The organism is Syntrophorhabdaceae bacterium (assembly GCA_028698615.1).
Classification (GTDB): Bacteria; Desulfobacterota; Syntrophorhabdia; order Syntrophorhabdales; family Syntrophorhabdaceae; genus Delta-02.
The window spans coordinates 32888-54722 of the sequence record JAQVWF010000004.1 but is presented as its reverse complement, the minus strand read 5'-3'; the positions used below and the strand labels follow the sequence as shown (position 1 = coordinate 54722).

General features: G+C 54.8%; 22 protein-coding genes and 2 tRNA genes. 14 read left to right on the top strand and 10 right to left on the bottom strand.

All coding sequences use genetic code 11. The annotated features are described in order from the left end of the window. Window positions 1–64: 64 nt before the first annotated feature. On the bottom strand, window positions 65–829 hold the full coding sequence (gene hisF / locus PHC90_02785) for an imidazole glycerol phosphate synthase subunit HisF (GenBank protein MDD3845269.1): 765 nt from the start codon (window positions 827–829) through the stop codon (window positions 65–67). Window positions 830–1086: 257 nt separating this feature from the next. Between hisF and PHC90_02780 the strand changes: the two genes are divergently transcribed. Then, window positions 1087–2733 carry a methyl-accepting chemotaxis protein gene (locus tag PHC90_02780; GenBank protein ID MDD3845268.1) on the top strand — a complete coding sequence of 549 codons (1647 nt, stop codon included), beginning with the start codon at window positions 1087–1089 and terminating at the stop codon, window positions 2731–2733. Window positions 2734–2830: 97 nt separating this feature from the next. Here PHC90_02780 and PHC90_02775 read toward each other — a convergent pair whose 3' ends face one another. From PHC90_02775 to PHC90_02750, 6 genes are all read right to left on the bottom strand, one after another. After that, window positions 2831–3364, bottom strand: a complete 534-nt coding sequence (locus PHC90_02775; protein MDD3845267.1) for a hypothetical protein — start codon at window positions 3362–3364, stop codon at window positions 2831–2833. A 2-nt stretch (window positions 3365–3366) separates the two neighbouring features. Next, window positions 3367–3762 (bottom strand): cupin domain-containing protein, encoded by a 396-nt coding sequence (locus tag PHC90_02770; protein ID MDD3845266.1) that lies wholly within the window; start codon window positions 3760–3762, stop codon window positions 3367–3369. Between the two features lie 54 nt (window positions 3763–3816). Then, a complete protein-coding gene (locus PHC90_02765) occupies window positions 3817–4338 on the bottom strand; it encodes a gamma carbonic anhydrase family protein (GenBank protein ID MDD3845265.1) in 522 nt (173 codons plus the stop codon). A 33-nt stretch (window positions 4339–4371) separates the two neighbouring features. Beyond that, window positions 4372–5139: a DsbC family protein gene (locus tag PHC90_02760; GenBank protein ID MDD3845264.1), complete on the bottom strand. Its 768-nt coding sequence runs from the start codon at window positions 5137–5139 to the stop codon at window positions 4372–4374. 189 nt (window positions 5140–5328) lie between these two features. Continuing rightward, complete coding sequence (locus PHC90_02755) at window positions 5329–5976, bottom strand: HAD family hydrolase (protein ID MDD3845263.1); 648 nt, start codon at window positions 5974–5976, stop codon at window positions 5329–5331. A gap of 55 nt (window positions 5977–6031) precedes the next feature. After that, window positions 6032–7171: an alanine--glyoxylate aminotransferase family protein gene (locus PHC90_02750; GenBank protein MDD3845262.1), complete on the bottom strand. Its 1140-nt coding sequence runs from the start codon at window positions 7169–7171 to the stop codon at window positions 6032–6034. 130 nt (window positions 7172–7301) lie between these two features. Here PHC90_02750 and PHC90_02745 point away from each other — a divergent pair, with 130 nt between their 5' ends. The 3 genes from PHC90_02745 to PHC90_02735 are packed head-to-tail and all read left to right on the top strand — an operon-like array spanning window position 7302 to window position 8582. Continuing rightward, a complete protein-coding gene (locus PHC90_02745) occupies window positions 7302–7685 on the top strand; it encodes an iron-sulfur cluster assembly scaffold protein (protein MDD3845261.1) in 384 nt (127 codons plus the stop codon). Between the two features lie 7 nt (window positions 7686–7692). After that, window positions 7693–8076: a secondary thiamine-phosphate synthase enzyme YjbQ gene (locus tag PHC90_02740; GenBank protein MDD3845260.1), complete on the top strand. Its 384-nt coding sequence runs from the start codon at window positions 7693–7695 to the stop codon at window positions 8074–8076. A gap of 41 nt (window positions 8077–8117) precedes the next feature. Further along, a complete protein-coding gene (locus PHC90_02735) occupies window positions 8118–8582 on the top strand; it encodes a hypothetical protein (GenBank protein ID MDD3845259.1) in 465 nt (154 codons plus the stop codon). Between the two features lie 147 nt (window positions 8583–8729). Here the strand turns inward: PHC90_02735 and PHC90_02730 are convergent. Then, window positions 8730–8804: transfer RNA gene (locus PHC90_02730), tRNA-Cys, on the bottom strand. Window positions 8805–8884: 80 nt separating this feature from the next. Then, window positions 8885–8959: transfer RNA gene (locus PHC90_02725), tRNA-Gly, on the bottom strand. 315 nt (window positions 8960–9274) lie between these two features. Here PHC90_02725 and PHC90_02720 point away from each other — a divergent pair. Genes PHC90_02720 through PHC90_02705 form a run of 4 tightly spaced genes read left to right on the top strand, consistent with a single transcriptional unit; the run spans window position 9275 to window position 12759 of the window. Then, window positions 9275–9994: a Crp/Fnr family transcriptional regulator gene (locus PHC90_02720; GenBank protein ID MDD3845258.1), complete on the top strand. Its 720-nt coding sequence runs from the start codon at window positions 9275–9277 to the stop codon at window positions 9992–9994. After that, window positions 9991–10974: a TRAP transporter substrate-binding protein DctP gene (gene dctP / locus PHC90_02715; GenBank protein ID MDD3845257.1), complete on the top strand. Its 984-nt coding sequence runs from the start codon at window positions 9991–9993 to the stop codon at window positions 10972–10974. Before PHC90_02720 ends, dctP begins: the two co-directional genes overlap by 4 nt. After that, a complete protein-coding gene (locus tag PHC90_02710) occupies window positions 10971–11453 on the top strand; it encodes a TRAP transporter small permease (GenBank protein ID MDD3845256.1) in 483 nt (160 codons plus the stop codon). The genes dctP and PHC90_02710 overlap by 4 nt, the downstream gene beginning before the upstream one ends. Before the next feature lies 1 nt (window position 11454). Next, the gene (locus PHC90_02705; protein ID MDD3845255.1) at window positions 11455–12759 is read left to right on the top strand and encodes a TRAP transporter large permease subunit; all 1305 of its coding nucleotides are present in this window, start codon (window positions 11455–11457) and stop codon (window positions 12757–12759) included. Between the two features lie 14 nt (window positions 12760–12773). On the opposite strand, the gene PHC90_02700 is transcribed toward PHC90_02705, so the two are convergent. After that, complete coding sequence (locus PHC90_02700; GenBank protein ID MDD3845254.1) at window positions 12774–13661, bottom strand: HAD-IIB family hydrolase; 888 nt, start codon at window positions 13659–13661, stop codon at window positions 12774–12776. A 105-nt stretch (window positions 13662–13766) separates the two neighbouring features. On the opposite strand from PHC90_02700, the gene PHC90_02695 reads away from it, so the two are divergent. From PHC90_02695 to treY, 6 genes are all read left to right on the top strand, one after another. Next, window positions 13767–14978, top strand: a complete 1212-nt coding sequence (locus tag PHC90_02695) for a hypothetical protein (protein ID MDD3845253.1) — start codon at window positions 13767–13769, stop codon at window positions 14976–14978. A gap of 43 nt (window positions 14979–15021) precedes the next feature. Further along, complete coding sequence (locus PHC90_02690) at window positions 15022–15270, top strand: LapA family protein (protein ID MDD3845252.1); 249 nt, start codon at window positions 15022–15024, stop codon at window positions 15268–15270. Window positions 15271–15333: 63 nt separating this feature from the next. Further along, window positions 15334–16023 carry a DUF5752 family protein gene (locus PHC90_02685; GenBank protein MDD3845251.1) on the top strand — a complete coding sequence of 230 codons (690 nt, stop codon included), beginning with the start codon at window positions 15334–15336 and terminating at the stop codon, window positions 16021–16023. Beyond that, complete coding sequence (locus PHC90_02680; protein MDD3845250.1) at window positions 16017–17228, top strand: glycosyltransferase; 1212 nt, start codon at window positions 16017–16019, stop codon at window positions 17226–17228. Before PHC90_02685 ends, PHC90_02680 begins: the two co-directional genes overlap by 7 nt. A 54-nt stretch (window positions 17229–17282) precedes the next feature. Further along, window positions 17283–19163 carry a malto-oligosyltrehalose trehalohydrolase gene (gene treZ, locus PHC90_02675; GenBank protein ID MDD3845249.1) on the top strand — a complete coding sequence of 627 codons (1881 nt, stop codon included), beginning with the start codon at window positions 17283–17285 and terminating at the stop codon, window positions 19161–19163. Between the two features lie 2 nt (window positions 19164–19165). After that, the coding region (gene treY / locus PHC90_02670; GenBank protein MDD3845248.1) for a malto-oligosyltrehalose synthase at window positions 19166–21835 on the top strand (2670 nt) is incomplete at its 3' end.

The following is a 21835-nucleotide window of genomic DNA, read 5'->3' as shown; positions in this document are numbered from 1 at the left end:
GGAAAAGACGGAAAGATTCCCGTCTTTCACTTGAAACCTGAAGCTTGAAACTTAACACGATCTTCTAGAGATTTACCCCTATCCCCTTCCCCTTCAAATACTCCTTCACCTGCCGCACCGTGAAGGTCCGGAAATGGAAGACCGATGCGGCGAGCAAAACATCCGCGCCGCCGCGCACCACGCCTTCGTAGAAATGTTCGAGGGTTCCCGCACCGCCTGAGGCGATCACGGGCAAGGTCACTGCATCGGATATGGCCTTCGTGAATTCCAGGTCATATCCTTTCAGGGTCCCGTCTCCGTCCATGCTTGTCGGAAGGATGACTCCGGCACCGAGGTCCTGGCACCGTTTTGCCCATTCCACTGCATCTTTGCCCACGGGCGTCGTTCCGCCGGCAACGACGAGTTCGAAACCGGAGGGCATGGCAGCGCTGCGCCTGGCATCGACGGCTATAACGATCCTGTCGCTTCCGAACCTGTCGGCCGCCTCCTTTACAAGGGTCGGGGTCTTGACGGCGGCGCTGTTCATGGAGACCTTGTCGGCCCCGGCCTCGAGTACAAGCGCGATGTCTTCCGTCGTGTTGATCCCGCCCCCCACAGTTAGGGGAACGGTGACCACCGATGAAACCTCCTTGACCCATTCGAGCCGGGTCTTGCGGTTCTCGACGGTAGCGGCTATGTCGAGCATGGCAAGCTCGTCGGCCCCTTCCTTCTGATAATAGGCTGCGTTCTCTACGGGGTCGCCGGCGTCCTTGAGGTCCACGAAGTGGACACCTTTGACGACACGGCCGTTCTTCATATCAAGACAGGGCATGATCTTCACGATCTTCATATAATGCTCTCCTTTATTCCTTTATCGCGGGCCTGCCGCCCGTATCGGTTCATATTAAATACCCGCTTTCACTCTCCGCTGTCAACAACGCCGGGACTTGACAAAATCCGTCAGGTGCCCTTGCCGCCCCGTGTAAATCTCTGTAAAGTATTTTGGCGAGCAGCCGATAACATCTCCACAGGCACGATTCTCCATCTTGCGTCGATCATAAGGCCTCGGCCACCAGTGCGGCCAAAAGAACCGGGAGGTATGCTCACGTGAAGATCCAAAACCTTAAGAACCTTGGAATTTTCTACAAAATCATGGGAATATCGGTCATCGTCATTGTCGTTATCATCCTCTGGAACATCCTTTATCTTCTGCCCCAGATGGAACGAATAATGCTGAAGGAGAAACAGAACGCCGTCAAGGACGTTGTCGACGTGGCGTTCAGCATGCTAAACGATTATGACAAAAGGGTGAAGAAGAACGAAATAGCATTGGGGGATGCGCAGATACATGCACTGATGTCCGTCCAGCAGCTTCGCTATCGGGGCAACGAATATTTCTGGATAAATGACCTGGAACCGAAGATGCTGCTGAATCCCGTAATGATAGATCTGGAGGGACAGAACATCTCCGGATTTGAGGACCCCCGGACGAAAAGGAAGATCTTCGTGGAGATGACGGCGATAGCGAAAGAGAAGAAGGCCGGGTTCTATGAATATTTCTGGGCACGACCGGATACGAAGATCATCACGAAGAAACAGTCATACATCAAGATGTTTGAACCCTGGGGATGGGTGATAGGTTCGGGTATGTTTCTCGACGACGTGAACCGCGAGATAGCAAAATTCCGCTGGATCATCGTCGGCACCACCTTCATTTGCGCCCTTTTCGTGCTTGGATTGAGCTATCTGATCGCTAACAGCATAAGGAAGAATCTCAACAAGGCCGTTGATGCCAGCAAATTGCTGTCTGAAGGCGATCTGAGCATCGACATAGGAACGACAGGCTCCGACGAGACGGGACAGCTTCTGCAATCGATGAAGAACATGATAGGTTCCTTCAATACAATGATCGGCAGCATCAAATCATCGGTCGGCAGTCTCGACACGTCCGTGGAGACCATCAAGGCGCTTGCAGGAAAAACATCGCAGGGAACGAGGACGCAGGCCGATCAGGCAAACCAGATATCGGTCTCAGCCGAGGAGATGAGCCAGACCATCATAGATGTCGCAAATAACGCCAACGGCGTCAAGGACGCCTCGACAAACGCCATGGAAGCGGCAATGACCGGGAAAAGGGTCACGCAGGAGGCCGTCGCGGAGGTCAACAAGGTCCAGCATTCCTCGATGGAGCTTGCAGACACGATCCAGAAGCTCAATCAGCGTGTCAGCGAGGTCGCCAAGATAATAACCATCATCGACGACATAGCCGACCAGACAAACCTTCTGGCTCTCAACGCGGCCATCGAAGCTGCCCGTGCAGGTGAGCACGGACGCGGTTTCGCCGTCGTCGCCGACGAGGTGAAAAAACTCGCCGAAAAGACAATGAACGCGACAAAGGAGATCACCAGCCACCTGACCACGGTACAAAAGGAATCCGAGGAAACGACGAGATCCATGAAGATCACCTCGTCCGAGGTTGAAAGAGTGACGGAGTATATGCAGGAGGTCGAACAGTCGCTGGGGAACATTGTCTCCTCGTCCGAGCAGGTTCGCGACCAGATCCTGCAGATCGCCACGGCCGTTGAGCAACAGTCCGCCAGTTCCGAGGAGATCGCAAGGAACATCACCTCCACGTCCAGCATTGCCAAAGAGATCGAGGCGGTTTCGGGCCAGGTGATGTTCGAGGTGAACAAACTCGTCGAGATCACGGAGGTGCTGGGAAGTTCGGCGGCACAGTTTAAAATAAATGCCTGAGGCGCGGCTTCAAGAGGGGTACCGGGGGTAACTGGGGTAAGCCGCTGACAGGAAGATGCGGGCATGCGGGGGATTTCCGTGTGCCCCTTCTTTTACCTTACGAGAGCCCTTCCTTCCATTTTCCTATTTGTTGTCTGAACGTCCGGCGGATCTCCGAGGATGCATCCTTCCATGTCGACCATGCTTCAACGTTCGGCTCCACGCTGTCTCCCGAAATGCCCGAAGCGGCGAGGTCTTCGGTTACATGCGAACGAATCGTGCCTTTTATCCTTTCAAGCTCCTCCATGCAGGCCTTTTCGATGGCCTTCAATTCTCTGCAGGACCTTTCGTCGATCACGAAACCGATGAACGAAAAAAGCGGGCCCATCCCCGAGATATCATCCGCGGCCTCGAACTCATCGGTTAGGATGTCGAGGGCGATCTTTCTTTTTTCGTCGTTGCCGCATTCGAGCGCATCAAGCTGCTCCCTTGTCTCGTCATCGTCGGCCAGGCCTTCACGGTAGCGCCTGTACATCGTCTTCATCCCGGCGGCGAGTTCTTTGAGGGCAAGGGACCTCTTTTCCTTATCGTCCATGACAAGGCCCCTTGTCTTCTCCATGGCCAGTTGAACGGCGCTTTTTATCTCCGCCACGATCACTCTCCCAAATCTATTTTCAAAGCATCGGTCCTGTCATAATACTGCGTGCTGTATTCAACAACGAGGGCATCTTCGATCCCCTCGAAACGGTGGCCTATTCCGGTTCCAACACGAACCTTCATGCCTTTTTCAAGCAGAGATGTCTCTCGCTCTCCTCCTGCATGGTCGGCAAAGACCGCCTTGATCCTGCCGCTTATGACATAAAAGACCTCGTCTTTTCTTTCGTGGTAATGACCGCCGCGAAACTGGCCTTTGCGCAGTTCGAAAAAAGCAAGGTGGCCGATGTCTTCCCTGTAGGATATCTGGGCAAACTCCCCCTTTTCATCGACCCAACGCTTTGCGCCGTCCAATTCTCTGTTTTCGGGCAGGCTCTCGATGAACACTCTATCCATTATCGCTCCGAATGCGCATGCCGGTTTGTGAATCCCCATCGACGGCAGGGGGCTTCATAACGGTTTCATCCCTTTTTCGAGGTACTTCTTTGCCAGATCGATGTAGAGTTCCTTGCCCATGTTCCAGTATTCCATGTCCTTTGGCGCGATATTCCGGATCACACGCACGGGGTTCCCGCCGACCACGACACCGTCGGCTATTATCTGTCGCATTCTCACGACGGCACCCTCGGCGACGATGGTGTGCTTGCCGACCTCGCTCGATATGCTGAGGATTGCCCCCATGCCGATAACCGCTGAATCGCCTATCTTTGCGGCGTGTATGATGGCACCGTGGCCTATGGTGACCCGCTCTCCGATGCGGCAGTACCTGTCGGGAGGGGCGTGGACCACAACCCCCTCTTCCACTGCCGTTCCGCTTCCGACCACAATAGAGCCATAGTCTCCCCGGAGGATGGCACCGTGGCCTATGTAACAGTTGTCGCCTATTACGACATCACCGATGACGTGGGCAATGTCGCTCACATAACTGTCTTTGCCGACCGTCGGCTTTTTTCCGTTGTATTCGTAGAGCATGTGCCTCGCCCTCTGTTCAACCGGGAAAGGAGATCATTTGTTGTTCTGGGCCTTCTTTTCCGGCGGCTGGGTCTTCTGGCCCTCCGTCTTAAGTGCGGCCTCAATTGCAGGGAAGTTCGCACCCACGACGAGTTCCTTGCCATTGATGATGAACATCGGGGTGCCGTTTACACCGATCTGGCTTCCTATCTGTTTGTGGGCATTCAAAAGATCGACTGTTTCCTGTTTATTGCATACGGTGTATTTTTGGGTATCCAGTTTCCCTTTCATCGCGTCTTCATATGCCTTTACCCTGTCGGAGGAACAGAAGATATACCTGATCTTGTTCTCGGCGTCCTTGTGAGAGGGCAGGGGGAAGAAAAAGACATACCGGGTCACGTCCTTCAGGGGTCCCAGATACGATGAGGCGCGACGGCAATAAGGACAATCGGGGTCGGTGAACTCTATGATCGTCTGTTTTCCATTGCCGATCTTGATTGCTTTATCGAGGGGGATATTCTTGACATTGGCCACGAGTATCTCCGCTTTTCTCTCATCCGTCAGGCTCTTGCCCGTCTTGTCCACGATCTCGCCGACAAAGAGAAGCTCCGGTTCCTCAAAAAAATAGATGATCTCACCGCCCTTTGAAACCTCGTAGAGGCCCTTGACGGGTGTGGGACGCACGGAATCGAAGGGTATCTGCGGATACGCCTTCTTGAATGTTTCCTCGCAGGCTTCGGCGCACCGGCCGGCGGTCACAAAAAGCAGGGACACGCCGATCCCTATCAGCATTATATACAGGAAACAAAGGCTCCTTTTCATTATTCCTCCAGGTGATATTCGATGGTCAAATATATCACCGACAGGGGCCAATTTCCATGACTAATTTTCCGCGAAGGCAGGCAGCCGCCGAATTCCGCTCGCCGCCGCGGACGTATCCTTGATCATGAAAACGAACTGGTTTACCCGATATCCATCGCTGTTTGCCGGACGGGAAAGGTGTCTTGCCTGTTACCCATCGGTTATCAGGCCCACTATTCCCCTTATGTCGTCAAAAACGTAATCCGCCCCGGCATTCGTAAACTGCGCACGGGAGGTCCTGCCGGTGAGGACGCCTGCCGTCAGGGTGCCGAAGGCCCTGCCGGCCTCTATGTCCGTCGGATGATCTCCGGCGAGGATCGCCTCACCCGGCGCGCTATGAAGGCCCGCAAGGGCCAGGCGCACATGCTCCGGGTTGGGCTTGACGTAGCGCGTATCGTCGCGGGTCACCACGATATCGACATGGTGATCGAGATCAGGGAATATGGTCTCGATCACCTCGATGCAGGTCCGGGTTATTATCCCGACTTTTATGCCTTTTAACCTCAGTCGGGCGAGGGTATCCTTCGAGTAGGGATAGAGGGATTTTCCCCGGGCGGCGTCGATCTCGAGGAGGCGCAGTTCGCGAAATGCCCTTTGACGGAAGTCGGAACCCTCCTCGCCGAGTGTATCCCCTATGGCATGGATCATCTCGAGGATGTACTCGTTCGCCTGGGAGGCGACGACGGATTCGTCGACGTATTCCCTGGCCGCCTCTTCGACCTTTGCTCTCAGAACAGAAAAATCAAGGGTAAGAGGGGTCAGGGTGCCGTCAAAATCGAATATAGCGGCACGTATCATAGGATCACACAACCGGGAAGCCCGCCTGTCCCTGGATCGCTGCGCTCATCATCCGTTACAGGTCTTTGAGGCAATCCGTCGCGGCGGCCACTCCGGCGCCCATCGGGAAAGAATAGCCGAGATCTCTCAAGGCGAACTCGATGGCCGCGACGGCCGTTATAACGTCATACTTGTCGGCATAGCCGAGAGTCGCCAACCGGAATACCCTGCCCTTCAGCTGGTCCTGTCCGCCGGCGCCGGTGACGCCGTATTTCTTCCATAGGGTCTTGTATATCGCCTGACCGTCGATGCCTTCCGGGGCGCAGATGGCCGTGACGGCGGGAGAGGGATTCTTCGAGAAGATCTCGAGGCCGATGGCCCTCGCGCCTTCCCGGGTCGCCCTTGCCAGCATCTCGCTCCTGTGATAGACGTTCTCCAGCCCTTCTTCCCTGAGTATCCTGAGGGACTCCCTCAGGCCCACGATCAGTGAGATGGCGGGGGTAAAGTTGGTCTGGTTCTTTTTCAGGTTCTCCCTTTCCTTCGCCCAATTAAAATAGAATCTGGGTATCCTGGATACCTTATTGAACTCCCATGCCTTGGCACTGACCCCGGCAAATGCCAGTCCCGGCGGAAGCATGAGGGCCTTCTGGGAACCCCCTATCAGGATATCGATGCCCCATTCGTCCATGGGCAGAGGGAGAACACCCACCCCGGTTATACCGTCGACAACCATCAGCGTGCCGGGATAATCCCTGACAATGGCGGCGACCTCCTTCACAGGGAAAACGGTCCCCGTGGATGTCTCCGTGGCCTGCATATAGACGGCCTTAACCTCTGGGTTCTCCTTGAGAGCCCTCTCGATCACTGCGGGGTCGAGGGCATCCCCCCAGGGAAGGTCGATATTAGCACAGTCCACGCCGTAGGCCTTGCAGATCTCGGCCCATCGTTCGCCGAATTTGCCGCTGCGGACCACTATGGCCCTGTCGCCTGGAGAAAGCATGTTCGTAACGGCCCCCTCCATCGCACCGGTACCCGATGAAGAGAAGATGAGCACCTCGTTCCCGGTGCCGAAAAGATGCTTCAGGTTTTCCCTGACCTCTTCCACCACTATCTCGAACATGGGGTTGCGGTGATGAACCATGGGTTCCGCCATTTTGAGCAAAACCTCCGGCGGGATCTGGGTCGGGCCCGGAGCAAGCAAATACCGTTTCTGCATTGTCAATCTCCTGAATTTTAATGCTAGTTTCTAACAAATTCGTCTCAAAACCGTCAAGCAAAATGATGTTACAAAAGATTTCCCGTTTATGCTATATTTCACCTATACGATTTCCCGTCAGGAGGCAAAGATGTCCCAGGGTCCATACAGCGATACAGTGATCGACCACTTCGAACACCCCAGGAACATGGGCGAGATGGAGGGGGCCGATGGCATAGCACAGGTCGGCAACCCGACGTGCGGTGACGTGACGAAGATCTTTCTCAGGATAGAGGGCGACCGTATCGTCGATGCCAAGTTCAAGACCTTCGGTTGCGCGGCCGCCATCGCATCGAGCAGCATGACGACGGAACTTATAAAGGGAAAAACCATTGATGAGGCGCTCAAGCTTACCAACGAGATCGTCGCTCGAGAGCTTGGCGGTCTCCCCGAGGCTAAACAGCATTGTTCCGTAATGGCGGAAGCGGCTCTTCGGGCAGCCGTCGAAGATTACAGGAACAAACAGGGAAAGTAGCCATTTCGTGACGGAATTCTACGTCAGAACATCGAGAAGGGTGGAGGCTTTGAACATAACCGGCCAGGTCGTGAACGCCATAAAGGGGCAACCCGGGAATATCCTCCATGTTTACACGCCCCACACGACATGCGGCATCACTATCAATGAAGACGCCGACCCCGATGTCATGCGCGATATAATAGATGCCCTGGAGAGGCTGGCGCCTGCCGGCCATTCGTACAGACACAGGGAAGGAAACTCCGATGCTCACATAAAGGCCCTCCTCGTCGGCGCGTCGGTGAGCGTTCCCCTGTCGGGGGACATGCCCTCACTGGGAACGTGGCAGGGTATTTTCCTCATGGAATTTGACGGGCCGAGAGAACGCAAGGTCCTGGTCACAATAGCATGAACTATCGGCGACTGCCGGGAGAAAAACAGATGGAGAAAACAATGACAAAAACCAGGGTAACATGCATAGCCGTACTGTGCCTTATTCTCTTCGCCGCTTTCGTCACGGCGGTCCACGCGAAAAACCAAAAGGTCACGACACCGAAGGACTACGGGGCCTACATCAAGACGAGCAAGGGCCTCATCAGGCTTCTGCCGAACATCGTCTTTGATGAGGGCGATGTCCTTTTCGTGGAATCCAACAATCCGGCCCACTTCCCCCTCAAGGATTTCCAGTATTTTGTCCTCTACGGCAAGCACGACCTCAACGTGCTCACTGTGAACCCCATGGGCGCACTTCAGCCGTCGGTCCTGGGCAAAGCGCGCTTCGCCTTCGGCAAGAATGTCGAGATCGACGTCAAACCCCAGGGAACGGATATGTACATAATAAAGCCCAAGGGATTGCTTGGCAGAGGCTATTACAGCATCTGGATCAATGAAACGGCATGGGATTTTATACTGGACTAGCGAGAAGACAGTTTCAGGTTCCACGTTTCAGGTTCCAGGGAGATACGCGCCGAATATCCCTCAACTTTCCCATCAGCTAGAAAAAGAAGCCATTCTTGCAGGATTCGTCTTTGGTCTGAAACATTAGACTTGAAACTGGGGTTAGATTGGAGGCGGCATCCGGATTTGAACCGGAGAATAACGGTTTTGCAGACCGTCGCCTTACCACTTGGCTATGCCGCCATTAATTCAAGGACCGGGCGAGCCGCGTCGGCAACTCGTGAGATGTTATCAGCGGGCGTTTTCACCCGCTTCGGTAGTTATGGAGCGGGAAACGGGATTTGAACCCGCGACTTCAACCTTGGCAAGGTTGCACTCTACCGCTGAGTTATTCCCGCGTGTTGTCTTTTATAATACAAACCTGTTCCTGATGTCAAGATGGAAAAGGCATCGATGTCTCAAACCTGCACAGCGTAAAAAAACCGGGGGAGATCCGGATAATCTCCCCCGGCACTCAGCAGGCAAGCCAGCTACCCTGCATTCTATCACCATCAGGGAGGCCCAGAAGGCTTCTTGCCTTCAATCGCCCCATGCCGTTGTGGTCTGCGGTTCTTTATTTACCAACCACTTACGACCATTCAAGAAGTATTATTTTATATGGGTTCCTGTCATTTTTCTGTAAAACAGGCTACATTCGTGCTAGTTTTTATAGGATGAGAATAAAAACCAATCCCAACGAAGCATCGCCCCCCTATCTTTCCGATTCGCCTTATGTCACGGATAACGTAGGCAAGTTTACGGATGAACTGGACACCCTCCTTGGCATCGGCCACATCAAGCATTACAGCCCCGGCCAGATCATATACATGCAGGGGGAGGAAAGCACCAGCTTCTACTTTGTAAGGGAAGGGAAGGTCAAGGTGAGCATATTCAAGGAGAACGGTTCCGAAAAGATACTTGCCATCCAGGAGAATAACACCTTTTTCGGCGAGAGCGCGGCCTTCGATCGCTACCCCTATTTCGCCACGGCGACAGCCATGGACGAATCCGATATCCATGTGTTCGATATCGATGATGCAGAGGCGCTTCTCAGGGCCCATCCCGACGTTTCACTTCTCATCATCACCTCCATAATAAGAAAACTCCGACTCCTCGGACTGCAGGTTGAGGGCCTTTCGTTCCTGGACGCGCAAAAGCGCGTTGCCAGCATTCTTTTGAAGCTGATGCATGAGGTTGGGGAGCCCACGGCCGGCGGCATCCTCATAAAAAAGCGGATCACCCATGAAGATCTCGCGAACATCACGGGGCTTTCACGGGTTACGGTAACGAATGTTCTCAACTACCTGGACAGGCTGAAGCTCATCACAAAGGCGCGCCTGAAATACACGATCATCGACCGGGTCAGGCTTGAGTCCTTCGCCCGGTCGAAATGAAAAGAACAGGTTTGACATTTCGTGCCATCATCTGTTGCCTTACCCTCATGGCGGCCTGTCTCGTCCTTCGCCTGCCAGCTTACTGCGCGGATTTGAAAACAATCACCTTTGCTGCGACGAACAGCGTATGGGTGAGACAATTCCATGTCTTTACCGACGCCGTGCAGCGCGAGACCAGAAAAGACATCCGTTTCCTCTTTGTGGGCGGTCCTGAGGCGATACCGCCCTTTGAGCAGATAGAGGCGGTGCGAAAGGGTGTTGTGGATATTGCCCTTCTGCCCGCAGCCTACTTCGTCGCCCAGATGCCCGAAGCCGATGCCATGAAGCTTTCCCCTTATTCTCCCATGGAAGAGCGAAAAAGGGGAATATTCGGATTTTACAGGGAACGCATGGAGAGGCATCTTAACGTTATCTATCTCGGGAAGATCGCCGGTGGGATCAGATATCATTTGTACCTGAGAAAACCGCTGAAGGAACCTGATCTGAAGGGGCTCAAGCTTAGGGTGACGCCTATTTACGAACCCTTCGTCAGAGCTCTCGGCGGAGTTGGCGTCACAACGGCCCCGGGGGAGGTCTACGTCGCCCTCGAAAGGGCCATTGTGGACGGCTTCGGCTGGCCGTCCATCGGCGTCCACGAGATGGGGTGGGCAGAAGTGGTGAATTATGTCATTGATCCCGGTTTTTACCAGACCGATGTCTGTGTGCTCATGAACAAAAGGGCATGGGAAAATCTCCCTGCCGACGAAAGGAAGCTTATGGCAAGAACTGTTGAAAGAGCGGAACGGGAAACCTACGACCTTTCACGGAAACTGGCCCAGCAGGAAAGACAGCTTCTCCTTTCCCGGGGTGTAAAAGTAGTAGAGTTCCAGGACAGGGAAAGGGAATTCTATCTCGACACGGCCTACCGGGCGGGATGGGAAAAGGTCCTTGCGAAAAGTCCCGTGATCGGGGGGCGCCTAAAGAAATTGATGGGGCAATGATCGTGGGCCGTTTCCTTTCCAGGACACTCGACGCCACTGCCGCATTATCCGCCGCATGCATAGCCTTCATCGCTCTATCGATATGCTGCGAGGTCATCGCCCGGTATTTCTTTCACAGACCTCTCAGGTGGACCGTCGAGATCTCGGAATACCTTCAGATATACCTTGCCTTTCTCAGCGCAGCCTGGGTCTTGAGAAAGAAAGGCCACGTCACGCTTGACATCGCGGTGGACCGCTTCGGCCCCGGAGGCAAACGGGTATTCAGGATCGTGACGGATATCCTCGGCATCATCGTGGCTGCGGCGCTGTCCCTGTTCGCGGCCATAGTGGCCGCCGAACAGTTCCTTCTCGGAACACCCGTCATCAAGTCGCTGGAAGTGCCGAAATGGATCGTCATTGCGCCCATATCCATCGGTATGTTCCTCGTCGCCATCGAATTCTTCGTGAAGCTCGTCGATGATATACGGGGCGGAGGCTGACGTGGAATGGTGGGTCATACTTCTTGTCTTCTTCGGCGGTTTCATGGCACTGGTCCTGACAGGTTTCCCGGTAGCTTTCGCCTTTCTCCTCATCAATCTCGTCGGAGCCTACTTCTTCATGGGGGGAACGGAAGGCGTCAAGCAGCTTGTCCTCAACATGTACAGTTCCCTCGCCAACTTCACCCTTACCCCCATTCCCCTGTTCATATTCATGGGGGAGATCCTCTTCAAATGCGGCATAGCGCGCAATGTCCTGAATATATTCGATAAGTTCTTCGGTAAGATTCCCGGAAGGCTCGGCATTCTGGCCGTGGCCGCTTCCACGTTCTTTTCAGGTCTCACGGGTTCCGCCATCAGCAATACGGCCCTTCTGGGGTCGTCCCTCATGCCGGAAATGCGCAGGAGGGGCTACGGCAAACCGCTGATGATCGGCCCCATAATCGGGACGGGAGGGCTTGCCATGATGATCCCGCCAAGCGCCCTTGCCGTCGTTCTCGGTTCCGTGGCCCACATATCCATATCGGGGATACTGATGGGGGGCATACTTCCCGGACTCATCATGGCCTTCCTTTATGCGGTCTACATCATAGGGAGGACGCTCCTCGATCGCTCCATAGCTCCGGATTACGAGGTTCGAAGATTGGACACCGTGAGTATTCTGAAGGAGTTGCTCGTTTATGTAATGCCCCTGAGCTCCGTCATTGCCCTCGTTCTGGGCCCGATATACATGGGAATCGCCACGCCCACCGAGGCGGCATCCCTTGGCTGCGCCGGGGCTCTGATACTTTCAATGTCCTACAGGAAACTCACCCTTGCGATATTCTCCGAAGCGCTGGCAGCCACTCTGAAGACAAGCTCCATGATCTTCCTCATAATAGCAGGCTCCGTCGGATACAGTCAGATAATCTCCTTCAGCGGCGCCGGAGCGGGTTTGATCGCCTCCATTGTTTCGCTCAACCTGCCCGATATCCTTCTCATTATGATCATGCTGTCGGTACTGCTCGTGCTCGGCTGTTTCATGGACCAGATAGCCATGATGATGATCACGGTGCCTCTTTTCATGCCCATCGTCTATCAGGCAAACATCGACCCCCTCTGGTTCGGGATCATGATGCTCATTGCCCTCGACATCGCCTTCACATCCCCGCCCTTCGGCCTCCTCCTTTTTGTCATGAAGGGCATCACTTCCGAAGATATCACCATGATGGACATTTACAGGGCAGCCGTACCGTTCATCGCCTGCAACCTCTTCACGCTTGCCCTCATACTGGCCTTTCCCCGGATCGTTCTGTTTTTTGCGAAGTGAGAGAAACGAAATGGTTATTGGTCATTTTTGGCGAGGATATCCATCACCGCCCCGTTCCAGCCCTCAGGTCCCGCGCCTTGCGCCCGCCTGAAATTCTGCCCGGCAAGGACCGGATCGTAACCGCCCCCGTGCTTTTCCACGATAACGGGGTGTTCAACGCATTGGAGCATGGGCAGGTCGTTGGGACTGTCCCCCAGCGCCACGGTCAGGATCTGGCCATATTCCTTCCGGAACATTTCGATAAGAATGGAAACGGCCCTTCCCTTGTCGCTTTCCCCCATTAAGTGATAGAAAAGACCCCGGGTGATATTGAAACCCTTACCCGTGACACAGCGTACCAGGCTTTCGCGTGCTGCCTCGTCACCACTGAAAAGAAAAGGTTCATCGAATTCCCGCTCCGCCGCCATGACCGCCTCGTTCAAGGAAAGGCCCGTTGCCGCGGCTATTTCCCGAGCGGTCATGTCGCCGAACCCGCGAACGTCAAATCCTTCTTCGCGAAGTTCCCCGATCGCTCTGCGAAGCTCCTCGTACCTGGCGCCAAGCCTCAGGACAAAATGGGAATGTCCTTCATCTTCCTCGGGGTTGACCCATGATCCCGCATTTCCCGAAAAATACCCTCTGGGCACGAAAACCGCTCCGCCGTTCTCGGAGATAAAAGGATCTCCGTTTCCCAGCATTACCCGGTAGTGCTCGATCTCGGCCCTTGTTTTGCTCGAACAGACGACAAGGGGTATATGCCGGTCCCTCAGGTTTTCGAGTGCGGGCAAAGCCGCCTCAAAGGAATAGGTCCGCGCGTCGAGGAGCGTTCCATCGAGATCCGTGAAAACAACGGCCCGGACACCCTTCCCCGGTCTTCCCGGGCGCATACCGCTGTATCCTTTGTCGACACGGTGTGGTATCATATATATATTATGCTATCGTTGCATGGCCCAAGGGAAGCGTAAAACAGTTTACATATTTTGCTTTGCTACTCGGCTAGAGTGCTAGACTATATCAAGGAGGCGCGTATGTCCGATTTTTACCAGACCGGCGCCGTAGCCACGCTGCACAGATTGGGAAAGAACAATCTGGAAGAGATGGAGTCAAGGCTCGCGAGGTTCGCCCACGACAGACCGATAGCCCTTGTCCTTCCCTCGCTGTACAGCGAGCTTTCCGGCCCCGCGCTCACCAGAATCGTCGAAGAGCTCAAGAAGGTGAATTATATCAAGGAGATCGTCGTAACCCTGGGCCCTGCATCGGACAGCGAGTTCAACAACGCACGGCGGTTCTTCTCCACCCTTCCCCAGAAGATATGCGTCATATGGAACAACGGAAAAAGGATGAAGAAATTGTACCGCGCCATCGAGGCAGAGGATCTCCCCACGGGCCTCGAAGGCAAGGGGCGCTCTGTATGGATGGCTTACGGCTACGTGCTGGCGCGGCGGGAGTTCAGCGCCATCGCGCTCCATGATTGCGACATCCTGACGTACACGCGTGATATGCTGGCAAGGCTCTGCTATCCCGTCACAAACCCCAGTCTTGATTACGATTTCTGTAAGGGTTTCTACACGAGGGTAACGGACAAGATGCATGGCAGGGTCACCCGGCTGCTGGTGACCCCTCTCATAAGGGCGCTTCAAAAGATCATCGGTTATCATCCCCTCCTCGTTTTCTTCGACAGTTTCCGGTACATCCTTGCGGGCGAGTTTTCCATGGACGTCAATCTTGCCCGCATCAACAAGATCCCCGGCGACTGGGGCCTTGAGGTCGGCACGCTGGCGGAGGTGTACAAGAACACCTCGATAAACCGCGTCTGCCAGGTCGATATATCCGAGAACTACGAACACAAACACCAGGAGCTTTCCCCCGAAGACGCCTCCAAGGGCCTCAACAAGATGTGCGTGGACATCTGCAAGTCCATATTCCGGACACTTGCCTCCGAGGGGATAGTCTTTTCCGACGGGTTCTTCAAGACGCTCTTCGCCACCTACACACGCACCGCCCAGGACATGCTGAAGCGATATGAGGATGATGCCTCGATAAACAGCCTGCGTTTCGACCGTCACGAAGAGAGTCTTTCCGTGGAAACCTTCACGAGGGGAATAAAAAGGGCCGCGGATGTCATTACGAAGGACCCCATGGGCGTTCCCCTCATTTCAAGCTGGGACAGGGTGACGGCGGCATTGCCTGACATGCTCGACAGGATCCAGGAGGCAGTCGAGGAGGATAATCGCTCGTAAAGAGCACGGGACCGGTTTGAATAAGCGCCGGCAGGGAGGAAGGATGCGTTTTCTTGTTCTTATCGTCTGTATCGTCATTCTCGTGGCCGTATTGTCCACCCAGAATTCACAGCCCGTTACCGTCTCATTCCTTGTGTGGACCTTTCAGGCATCCCTCGCCATAGTCATCTTCCTTTCCGCCATATCCGGAGTAGCCATAGGCATCCTCGTATCGCTTTTCCTGCGCATGTCAAAGAAACAGAAGGCGGCGGGGAAGGAGCCGGAGACTATTGCCGGGGTGCCGAAAAGATAGGGTCGTGAAACAGGGAACAGGGACCGGTTCCAAAGGACCGGCTTCATTCAGCGAGGTACAACAATGGAAGGTCTCGAACAATTGGAAAGCCCTTTCGCTTTCAGACAGTGCATAACCATCATAAAATCGACGGGCAACAAGGCCGCAAATCTGAAGGAATTGCGGGAGATAATCGAGACGGTGAGCAATGATTCGTTATTTCATCACACGTACCAGTATTTCCTGAAGGAACATATTCTCGAGTACACCAACGATTTCGCCCAGTGGGCCGGCGAAAGCCTTGAGGAGCGGGCGTTGGCCGAGCAGTTGTCCAATATCGATCCCTACTCGTGCGAAACAATAGCTGACCTTCGTGCAGCGCTTGTCGCCGTCATCGATTCCTATCTGGAAGTGTTCCCGGAGCCGCGCTATGCCCTTCCCGGAGACGAGTTCTTCTTCAATGAGACCGTCACCTTCGTCTTTCCTGTCGGCGTCTGCGCCAACAATCTCGCGGAGTTCTTCCTTGCCATGAAATTTGTGGACAGCGGCTGTATCTACTATCATTTTCACGAGGCCCGCATACGTGTTCCCGGGGGGACAGACGACTTCTCCCGATGGGTCGACGAGGTGCTCGGCAAGAAAGAACTGGCGGCAAAGATACGGGCCATCGACCCCTTCATGCATAATGCGGAAGAGATAAGGACGCACATTTCGGGGATCATCATGGAGGAAGTGAGCTCCGATATGGAAAAGACGGGGGTGAGGCCATGCTAGAATCATATGCCGGCATCGCGCCGAGAGGGGACCTCCTTCTTCTTCGGAAGCTGGCGGACCATCTTGCGGGGAAGACCTTTCTCCATATCAATTCCACCCGTGAAGGCGGCGGCGTCGCCGAGATACTGCAGAGAATGATCCCCATCATGTTGAGTCTCGGGATCAACGCCCGGTGGGACATCATTACAGGTGACGAAAAGTTCTTCGACATGACGAAGAAAGTGCACAACTCCCTTCAGGGATATACGGAATTCATCGACAAACAGATGTGGGAACATCATTTTGAGGTCAACGAAAAGAACGCCCTGAGCCTGGACCTCAATGCCGACGCGGTGCTGATACATGATCCCCAGCCCATCCCCCTCGCCACTTTCCGCAAGGAAGGCGTCTGGATCTGGCGCTGCCACATCGACGTCTCAAATCCGCAGAAAGACGTCTTTGGCCATATTGGCGAATATGCGAGGAAATTCGACGCTGCCATCTATTCCGTTTCCCGTTTTGCCGGCGCACTGGGCATCAACGAATTCATCATTCCTCCTTCAATCGACCCGCTTGCCGAAAAAAACCGGGAGCTCACCGATGAAGAGATCGCCGAAACGGCGGAGCGTCTCGGCATTCCCACGGACAGGCCGATCATCCTTCAGGTTTCCCGTTTTGACAGGTTCAAGGATCCCACCGGTGTCATCATGGCTTACAGGGCCGTAAAGAAATATAACGACTGTATCCTGGTCCTGGCGGGAAGCCCGGCCGCGGATGACCCCGAAGGCGCCGAAGTACTGCGCGAGGTCCGGCAGTTTGCCTCTGATGATCCTGATATCCGCATCCTTCTGCTGCCTCCTTTCAGCGACAAGGATATCAACGCCCTGCAGCGAATGGCCACGGTCATACTTCAAAAGTCGCTCAAGGAAGGCTTCGGTCTTACCGTGGCGGAAGGCATGTGGAAAGGCAAGCCCGTCATCGGGGGAGCGGTGGGCGGCATACCGCTTCAGATCACCCATGGGGTCACGGGTTTTCTCGTCCATTCGATCGAAGGAACGGCCTTCAGGATACGTCAGCTCCTCAACAACGTCGAGATGGCACAGCGGATGGGAGAGCAGGCCCGTGAATACGTGCGTCAGAATTTTCTCATCACGCGCCAGATCCGCGATTACCTGGCCGTGTGGTACACGCTCTCTGCAAAGACCAATAGCCTGGTAGAACTGTAGGGAGAGGGGAGACCGCAACTTGCATGCCATGATGTTCCGCTATACTGGTCAAATATGAGACGGCTCAACGACAGCGGTGCGGGAATGCGCATCGGGGCATTTCCCGCGGGGGACGGATCCACAACGTTCCGGGTATGGGCACCCTTTGCCAGGACGGTATCCGTCGAGATCGGAACGGGTTCCGGCAGCCGCAGGGCAACCCTGCTTCCGACACGCCGGGGTTATTTCCAGGGCAGGATGGATGCGGCCGGAGACGGTGATCTTTACCGATATATCGTCGATGGGGACCATCGCTTGCCCGATCCGGCATCCCGGTCACAGCCCGAGGGGGTGCATGGCCCGTCGCGTATCGTCGATCATTCTTCTTTTTCCTGGGATGACAACGGCTGGCGGGGCCTTCCCATCGAGGAGTACATCATATACGAACTCCATGTGGGGACCTTCACGTACGAGGGAACCTTTGAGGCCGTCGCGGGCTGTCTCGATCACTTCAAGGAATTGGGCGTCAACGCCGTCGAACTCATGCCCGTCAGCCAGTTTCCCGGCAGCAGGAACTGGGGTTATGACGGCACCTTTCCCTTCGCGCCTCAAAACACCTATGGCGGGCCATCAGGGCTTAAGGGCCTCGTAAACGCCTGTCACGATCACGGCCTTGCAGTTATCCTCGACGTGGTCTATAACCATCTCGGGCCGGAAGGCAATTATCTCACCCGGTTCGGTCCCTATTTCACGGACCGCTACCGGACACCATGGGGCGATGCCATGAATTTCGACGGGGCGCTGAGCGATGAAGTGCGCCATTATTTCATCGAGAACGCCCTTGAGTGGTTCACGGATTACCACGTGGACGCCCTTCGGCTTGACGCCATCCACGGCATATTCGATCTCAGCGCCAGGACCTTCCTCCAGGAACTGGTCGAAACCGTGGCATCGGCAATCACCGGCGAGCCGAAGGCCTATCTCATCGCCGAGAGCGACCTCAACGACATCCGCGTGGTAACACCGCGGGAAAGCGGAGGTATCGGCTTTGATGCCCAATGGAATGATGACTTCCACCATGCCCTCCATGCCCTTTTGACGGGAGAGCGGAGAGGTTATTATCTTGATTTCGGCACCATTGGAGGCATGGCGAAGAGCTTCCGCGAAGGCTACGTATACACGGGACAGTTCTCGCGCTATCGCGGGAGAACGCATGGCAGCCCGTCCCGGCACAGGCCTGCCAGGCAATTTGTCGTATTCTCGCAGAACCACGACCAGGTGGGCAACAGGCCGGGTGGCGAACGCCTCGGCAGTCTCGTAGACCCCGACAGGTTGAGGATGGCAGCCACCGCCGTTCTCATGTCGCCGACCATCCCCCTTCTTTTCATGGGAGAGGAATACGGGGAAACGGCCCCCTTCCAGTATTTCGTCAGCCACGGCGACGATGAGCTCATCAAGGCCGTGAGGACAGGCAGGACGGAAGAATTTGCCGGATTCCACTCTGGCGCTGAGGTTCCCGATCCCCAGGCGGAAGAGACATTCCTTCGATCAAAAACAGACCGGGGGCTTCGCTTCAAAAAACCCCACGATCTCATCTTCGCGTTCTACAGGCACCTCTGCGGACTGCGGAGATCTCTCAGGATGTGGGAGATAACAGATGGATGGCCTGCCGTCGAGTACCAGGACGACAGGGCACCGGTCTGTGTAACGATGTCTCTGGACTCAGGCGATATCGCCTGCTTTTTCAATTTCAATGAACGGGGGGCATCCCTTGCGTCACCTCTCCATGAAGGCTCATGGCTGAAGATCGTCGACACGCTTTCACCACAGTGGGGCGGAAGCGGCGAAACGGCGCCGGCACGTATTTCAGCGAGGGCCGGGGCCCAGTTTTCTCTCGGCCCCTTGAATGCCGTCGTATACAGAAGAGAACAATATATGGAACACCCGAGGAACTAGTTATGGAAAAACCCGTCTTCCGAAATCTGCGGATACCTCTTTCGACGTACAGGGTCCAATTCAATCACGGCTTCCGGTTCAGCGCGGCCGCGGCGATAATCCCCTATCTCAAGGAACTGGGCATCACCGACCTCTACGCGTCCCCCTACCTTGCGGCCCATCCCGGCAGTCTTCACGGTTATGACATCACAGACCCCACCAGGATAAATCCCGAGGTCGGCACCCCGGCGGACTACGATCTCTTCGTAAAGACACTGCGGGATAACGATATGGGACAGATCCTTGACATCGTTCCCAACCACATGTGCATCGACAGCAACAATCAATACTGGATGGACCTCCTGGAAAATGGGCTGGCTTCGTCGTGCAGCGGTTTTTTTGACATCGACTGGGACCCGGTCAAGAAGGAACTGTGCAACAAGATCCTTCTGCCCTTTCTCGGGGACCAGTACGGGGTCGCCCTTGAGAACAAACAGATCCAGTTGAGGTTCGAGGAAGGCTCCTTTTTTGTCTGCGTCTATGACAGCAAGCTGCCTCTTCTTCCTGAAACATACTCTGACATCCTTTCCTGGAAGATAGAGGACCTCGAGGAGAGCATCCGCGGCACGACATGTTTCGACGAGTTCCTCAGCATCGTGGCTTCGACGGGAAGACTTCCCACATATCTCGAGACAGATCCGGAAATGGCGGCCGAGCGGATCCGGGAAAAAGAGATCATAAAGAAAAGGCTCAACGAGATGTATCGAAGCAATACGGACATACGTGCCTTCGTGGAGAGGAACATAGCAGTTTTCAACGGTACAGCGGGCGACCAGAAGAGTTTCGACCTCCTTGACGATCTGCTGTCCAGACAGATATACCGGCTGTCGTACTGGCAGGTTGCAACGGAAGAGATCAACTACAGGAGGTTTTTTGACATCAACAGCCTCGCCGCCATCAGGGTGGAAGACCCCGTGGTCTTCGAGGAGACGCATCGCTTTGTCTTCGAGCTCATCGAAGCCGGAAGCGTCACCGGTTTGAGGGTGGACCACCCGGACGGTCTCTATGACCCTTCGGAATACTTCGACCGCCTCCAGCGGCAATGCTTCGCCATAGCAATGAAATCACACGTGGAAGAGGTCAGGGAGAACGTCGAACTCCCTTACGGAAGAACCTATATAGAATCGACCATATCGAAACGCTATGAGGAGGCCTTGAAGATGCAGAAGCACTTCAAGCCTTTCTATATCGTCGCGGAGAAGATACTCGGGAGGGGCGAGATCATGCCCGAGGAATGGCCCCTGTTCAGTACCACGGGCTATGTATTCCTGAACTCCTTGAGCGGGCTCTTCGTGGACGGCCGGAACGCGAAGGCCTTCGATGCCCTTTACAGACGGTTCACACGGATAGGGATGGATTTCCATGAGGTGCTCTACCAGAACAAGAAGCTGGTCATGGAAGCCGCCATGTCGAGCGAAATCAACACGCTGGGTCATAGTTTGAACAGGATCACTGAAATGAACCGCCAGACCCGCGATTTTACCCTGAACAGTCTCATAAAGACCATCATCGAGGTCATTGCCTGCTTTCCCGTATACAGGACCTACATAAACGGACCCGACGTGAAAGAAAGGGACCGCCATTATATCGAGCTTGCAGTCTCCCGGGCTGTCAGAAGAAATCCCGGCCTCAATGAATCGATCTTCCTCTTCATGAAAAGCGTCCTTCTCCTTGAGTTTTCTGCCGACATGAACGACGAGGAGCGCCAGGCACGCCTCGATTTCACCATGAAGTTCCAGCAGATAACAGGTCCCGTCATGGCAAAGGGAGTGGAGGACACGGCATTCTACATCTATAACCGCCTCGTATCCCTCAATGAGGTCGGCGGCAGTCCGGACAGGTTCGGCACCCCTCCGGACACCTTCCACGGGCAGAACATAGAGCGCATCAAGAGCTGGCCTTATGCCCTTATCACATCCTCCACTCATGACACAAAGCGCAGCGAGGATGTCCGGGCGCGTATAAACGTCCTTTCCGAGATACCCGGGGAGTGGAGGGAGCATTCCATCCTCTGGGCAAAGCTGAACAGGAGAAAAAAGATCGTCGTCAACAACCGCCGCGTACCTGACGGAAACGAAGAGTACCTTCTCTACCAAACGCTTGTCGGCAGCTGGCCCCTGGGCGCGGTGAGTGATGAGCAACACGAATCATACAGGGAACGGATCAAGGGCTACATGGTCAAGGCGGTAAAGGAAGCAAAGGTCAACACCAGCTGGATAAACCCGGACAGGATATATGAAGAGGCTCTCACCGTATTCGTGGATACCATTCTCGACAGGAACAGGGAAAACCTTTTTCTCGATGATTTCATTCCTTTTCAAAAGCGGGTGTCCCTCTACGGCATGTATAACTCGGCGGCGCAAACCCTTCTCAAGATATGTTCCCCTGGAATACCCGATTTCTACCAGGGAACGGAGATATGGGATTTCAGACTCGTCGACCCCGACAACAGGATGCCTGTCGATTACGGGCTTCGCATGCGTATGCTTGACGAGATGAAGGAGGAGCTCTCCCAAAAAGGCGAGGCCGCTTATGCGAAAGATTTGACAAGCTCCATGCAAGACGGCAGAATAAAGCTGTACATAACGTACAGGGCTCTCGGCCTTCGCCGGAAGACCAGGGAGGTCTTCGAA

What these genes read in the sequence shown, in the direction of transcription:
- hisF (MDD3845269.1), bottom strand. Translation starts at nt 829, where the DNA reads ATGAAGATCGTGAAGATCATGCCCTGTCTTGATATGAAGAACGGCCGT.
- PHC90_02770 (MDD3845266.1), bottom strand. Translation starts at nt 3,762, where the DNA reads ATGGATAGAGTGTTCATCGAGAGCCTGCCCGAAAACAGAGAATTGGAC.
- PHC90_02765 (MDD3845265.1), bottom strand. Translation starts at nt 4,338, where the DNA reads ATGCTCTACGAATACAACGGAAAAAAGCCGACGGTCGGCAAAGACAGT.
- PHC90_02760 (MDD3845264.1), bottom strand. Translation starts at nt 5,139, where the DNA reads ATGAAAAGGAGCCTTTGTTTCCTGTATATAATGCTGATAGGGATCGGC.
- PHC90_02755 (MDD3845263.1), bottom strand. Translation starts at nt 5,976, where the DNA reads ATGATACGTGCCGCTATATTCGATTTTGACGGCACCCTGACCCCTCTT.
- PHC90_02750 (MDD3845262.1), bottom strand. Translation starts at nt 7,171, where the DNA reads ATGCAGAAACGGTATTTGCTTGCTCCGGGCCCGACCCAGATCCCGCCG.
- PHC90_02745 (MDD3845261.1), top strand. Translation starts at nt 7,302, where the DNA reads ATGTCCCAGGGTCCATACAGCGATACAGTGATCGACCACTTCGAACAC.
- PHC90_02735 (MDD3845259.1), top strand. Translation starts at nt 8,118, where the DNA reads ATGACAAAAACCAGGGTAACATGCATAGCCGTACTGTGCCTTATTCTC.
- PHC90_02720 (MDD3845258.1), top strand. Translation starts at nt 9,275, where the DNA reads ATGAGAATAAAAACCAATCCCAACGAAGCATCGCCCCCCTATCTTTCC.
- dctP (MDD3845257.1), top strand. Translation starts at nt 9,991, where the DNA reads ATGAAAAGAACAGGTTTGACATTTCGTGCCATCATCTGTTGCCTTACC.
- PHC90_02710 (MDD3845256.1), top strand. Translation starts at nt 10,971, where the DNA reads ATGATCGTGGGCCGTTTCCTTTCCAGGACACTCGACGCCACTGCCGCA.
- PHC90_02700 (MDD3845254.1), bottom strand. Translation starts at nt 13,661, where the DNA reads ATGATACCACACCGTGTCGACAAAGGATACAGCGGTATGCGCCCGGGA.
- PHC90_02695 (MDD3845253.1), top strand. Translation starts at nt 13,767, where the DNA reads ATGTCCGATTTTTACCAGACCGGCGCCGTAGCCACGCTGCACAGATTG.
- PHC90_02690 (MDD3845252.1), top strand. Translation starts at nt 15,022, where the DNA reads ATGCGTTTTCTTGTTCTTATCGTCTGTATCGTCATTCTCGTGGCCGTA.
- PHC90_02685 (MDD3845251.1), top strand. Translation starts at nt 15,334, where the DNA reads ATGGAAGGTCTCGAACAATTGGAAAGCCCTTTCGCTTTCAGACAGTGC.
- PHC90_02680 (MDD3845250.1), top strand. Translation starts at nt 16,017, where the DNA reads ATGCTAGAATCATATGCCGGCATCGCGCCGAGAGGGGACCTCCTTCTT.
- treZ (MDD3845249.1), top strand. Translation starts at nt 17,283, where the DNA reads ATGAGACGGCTCAACGACAGCGGTGCGGGAATGCGCATCGGGGCATTT.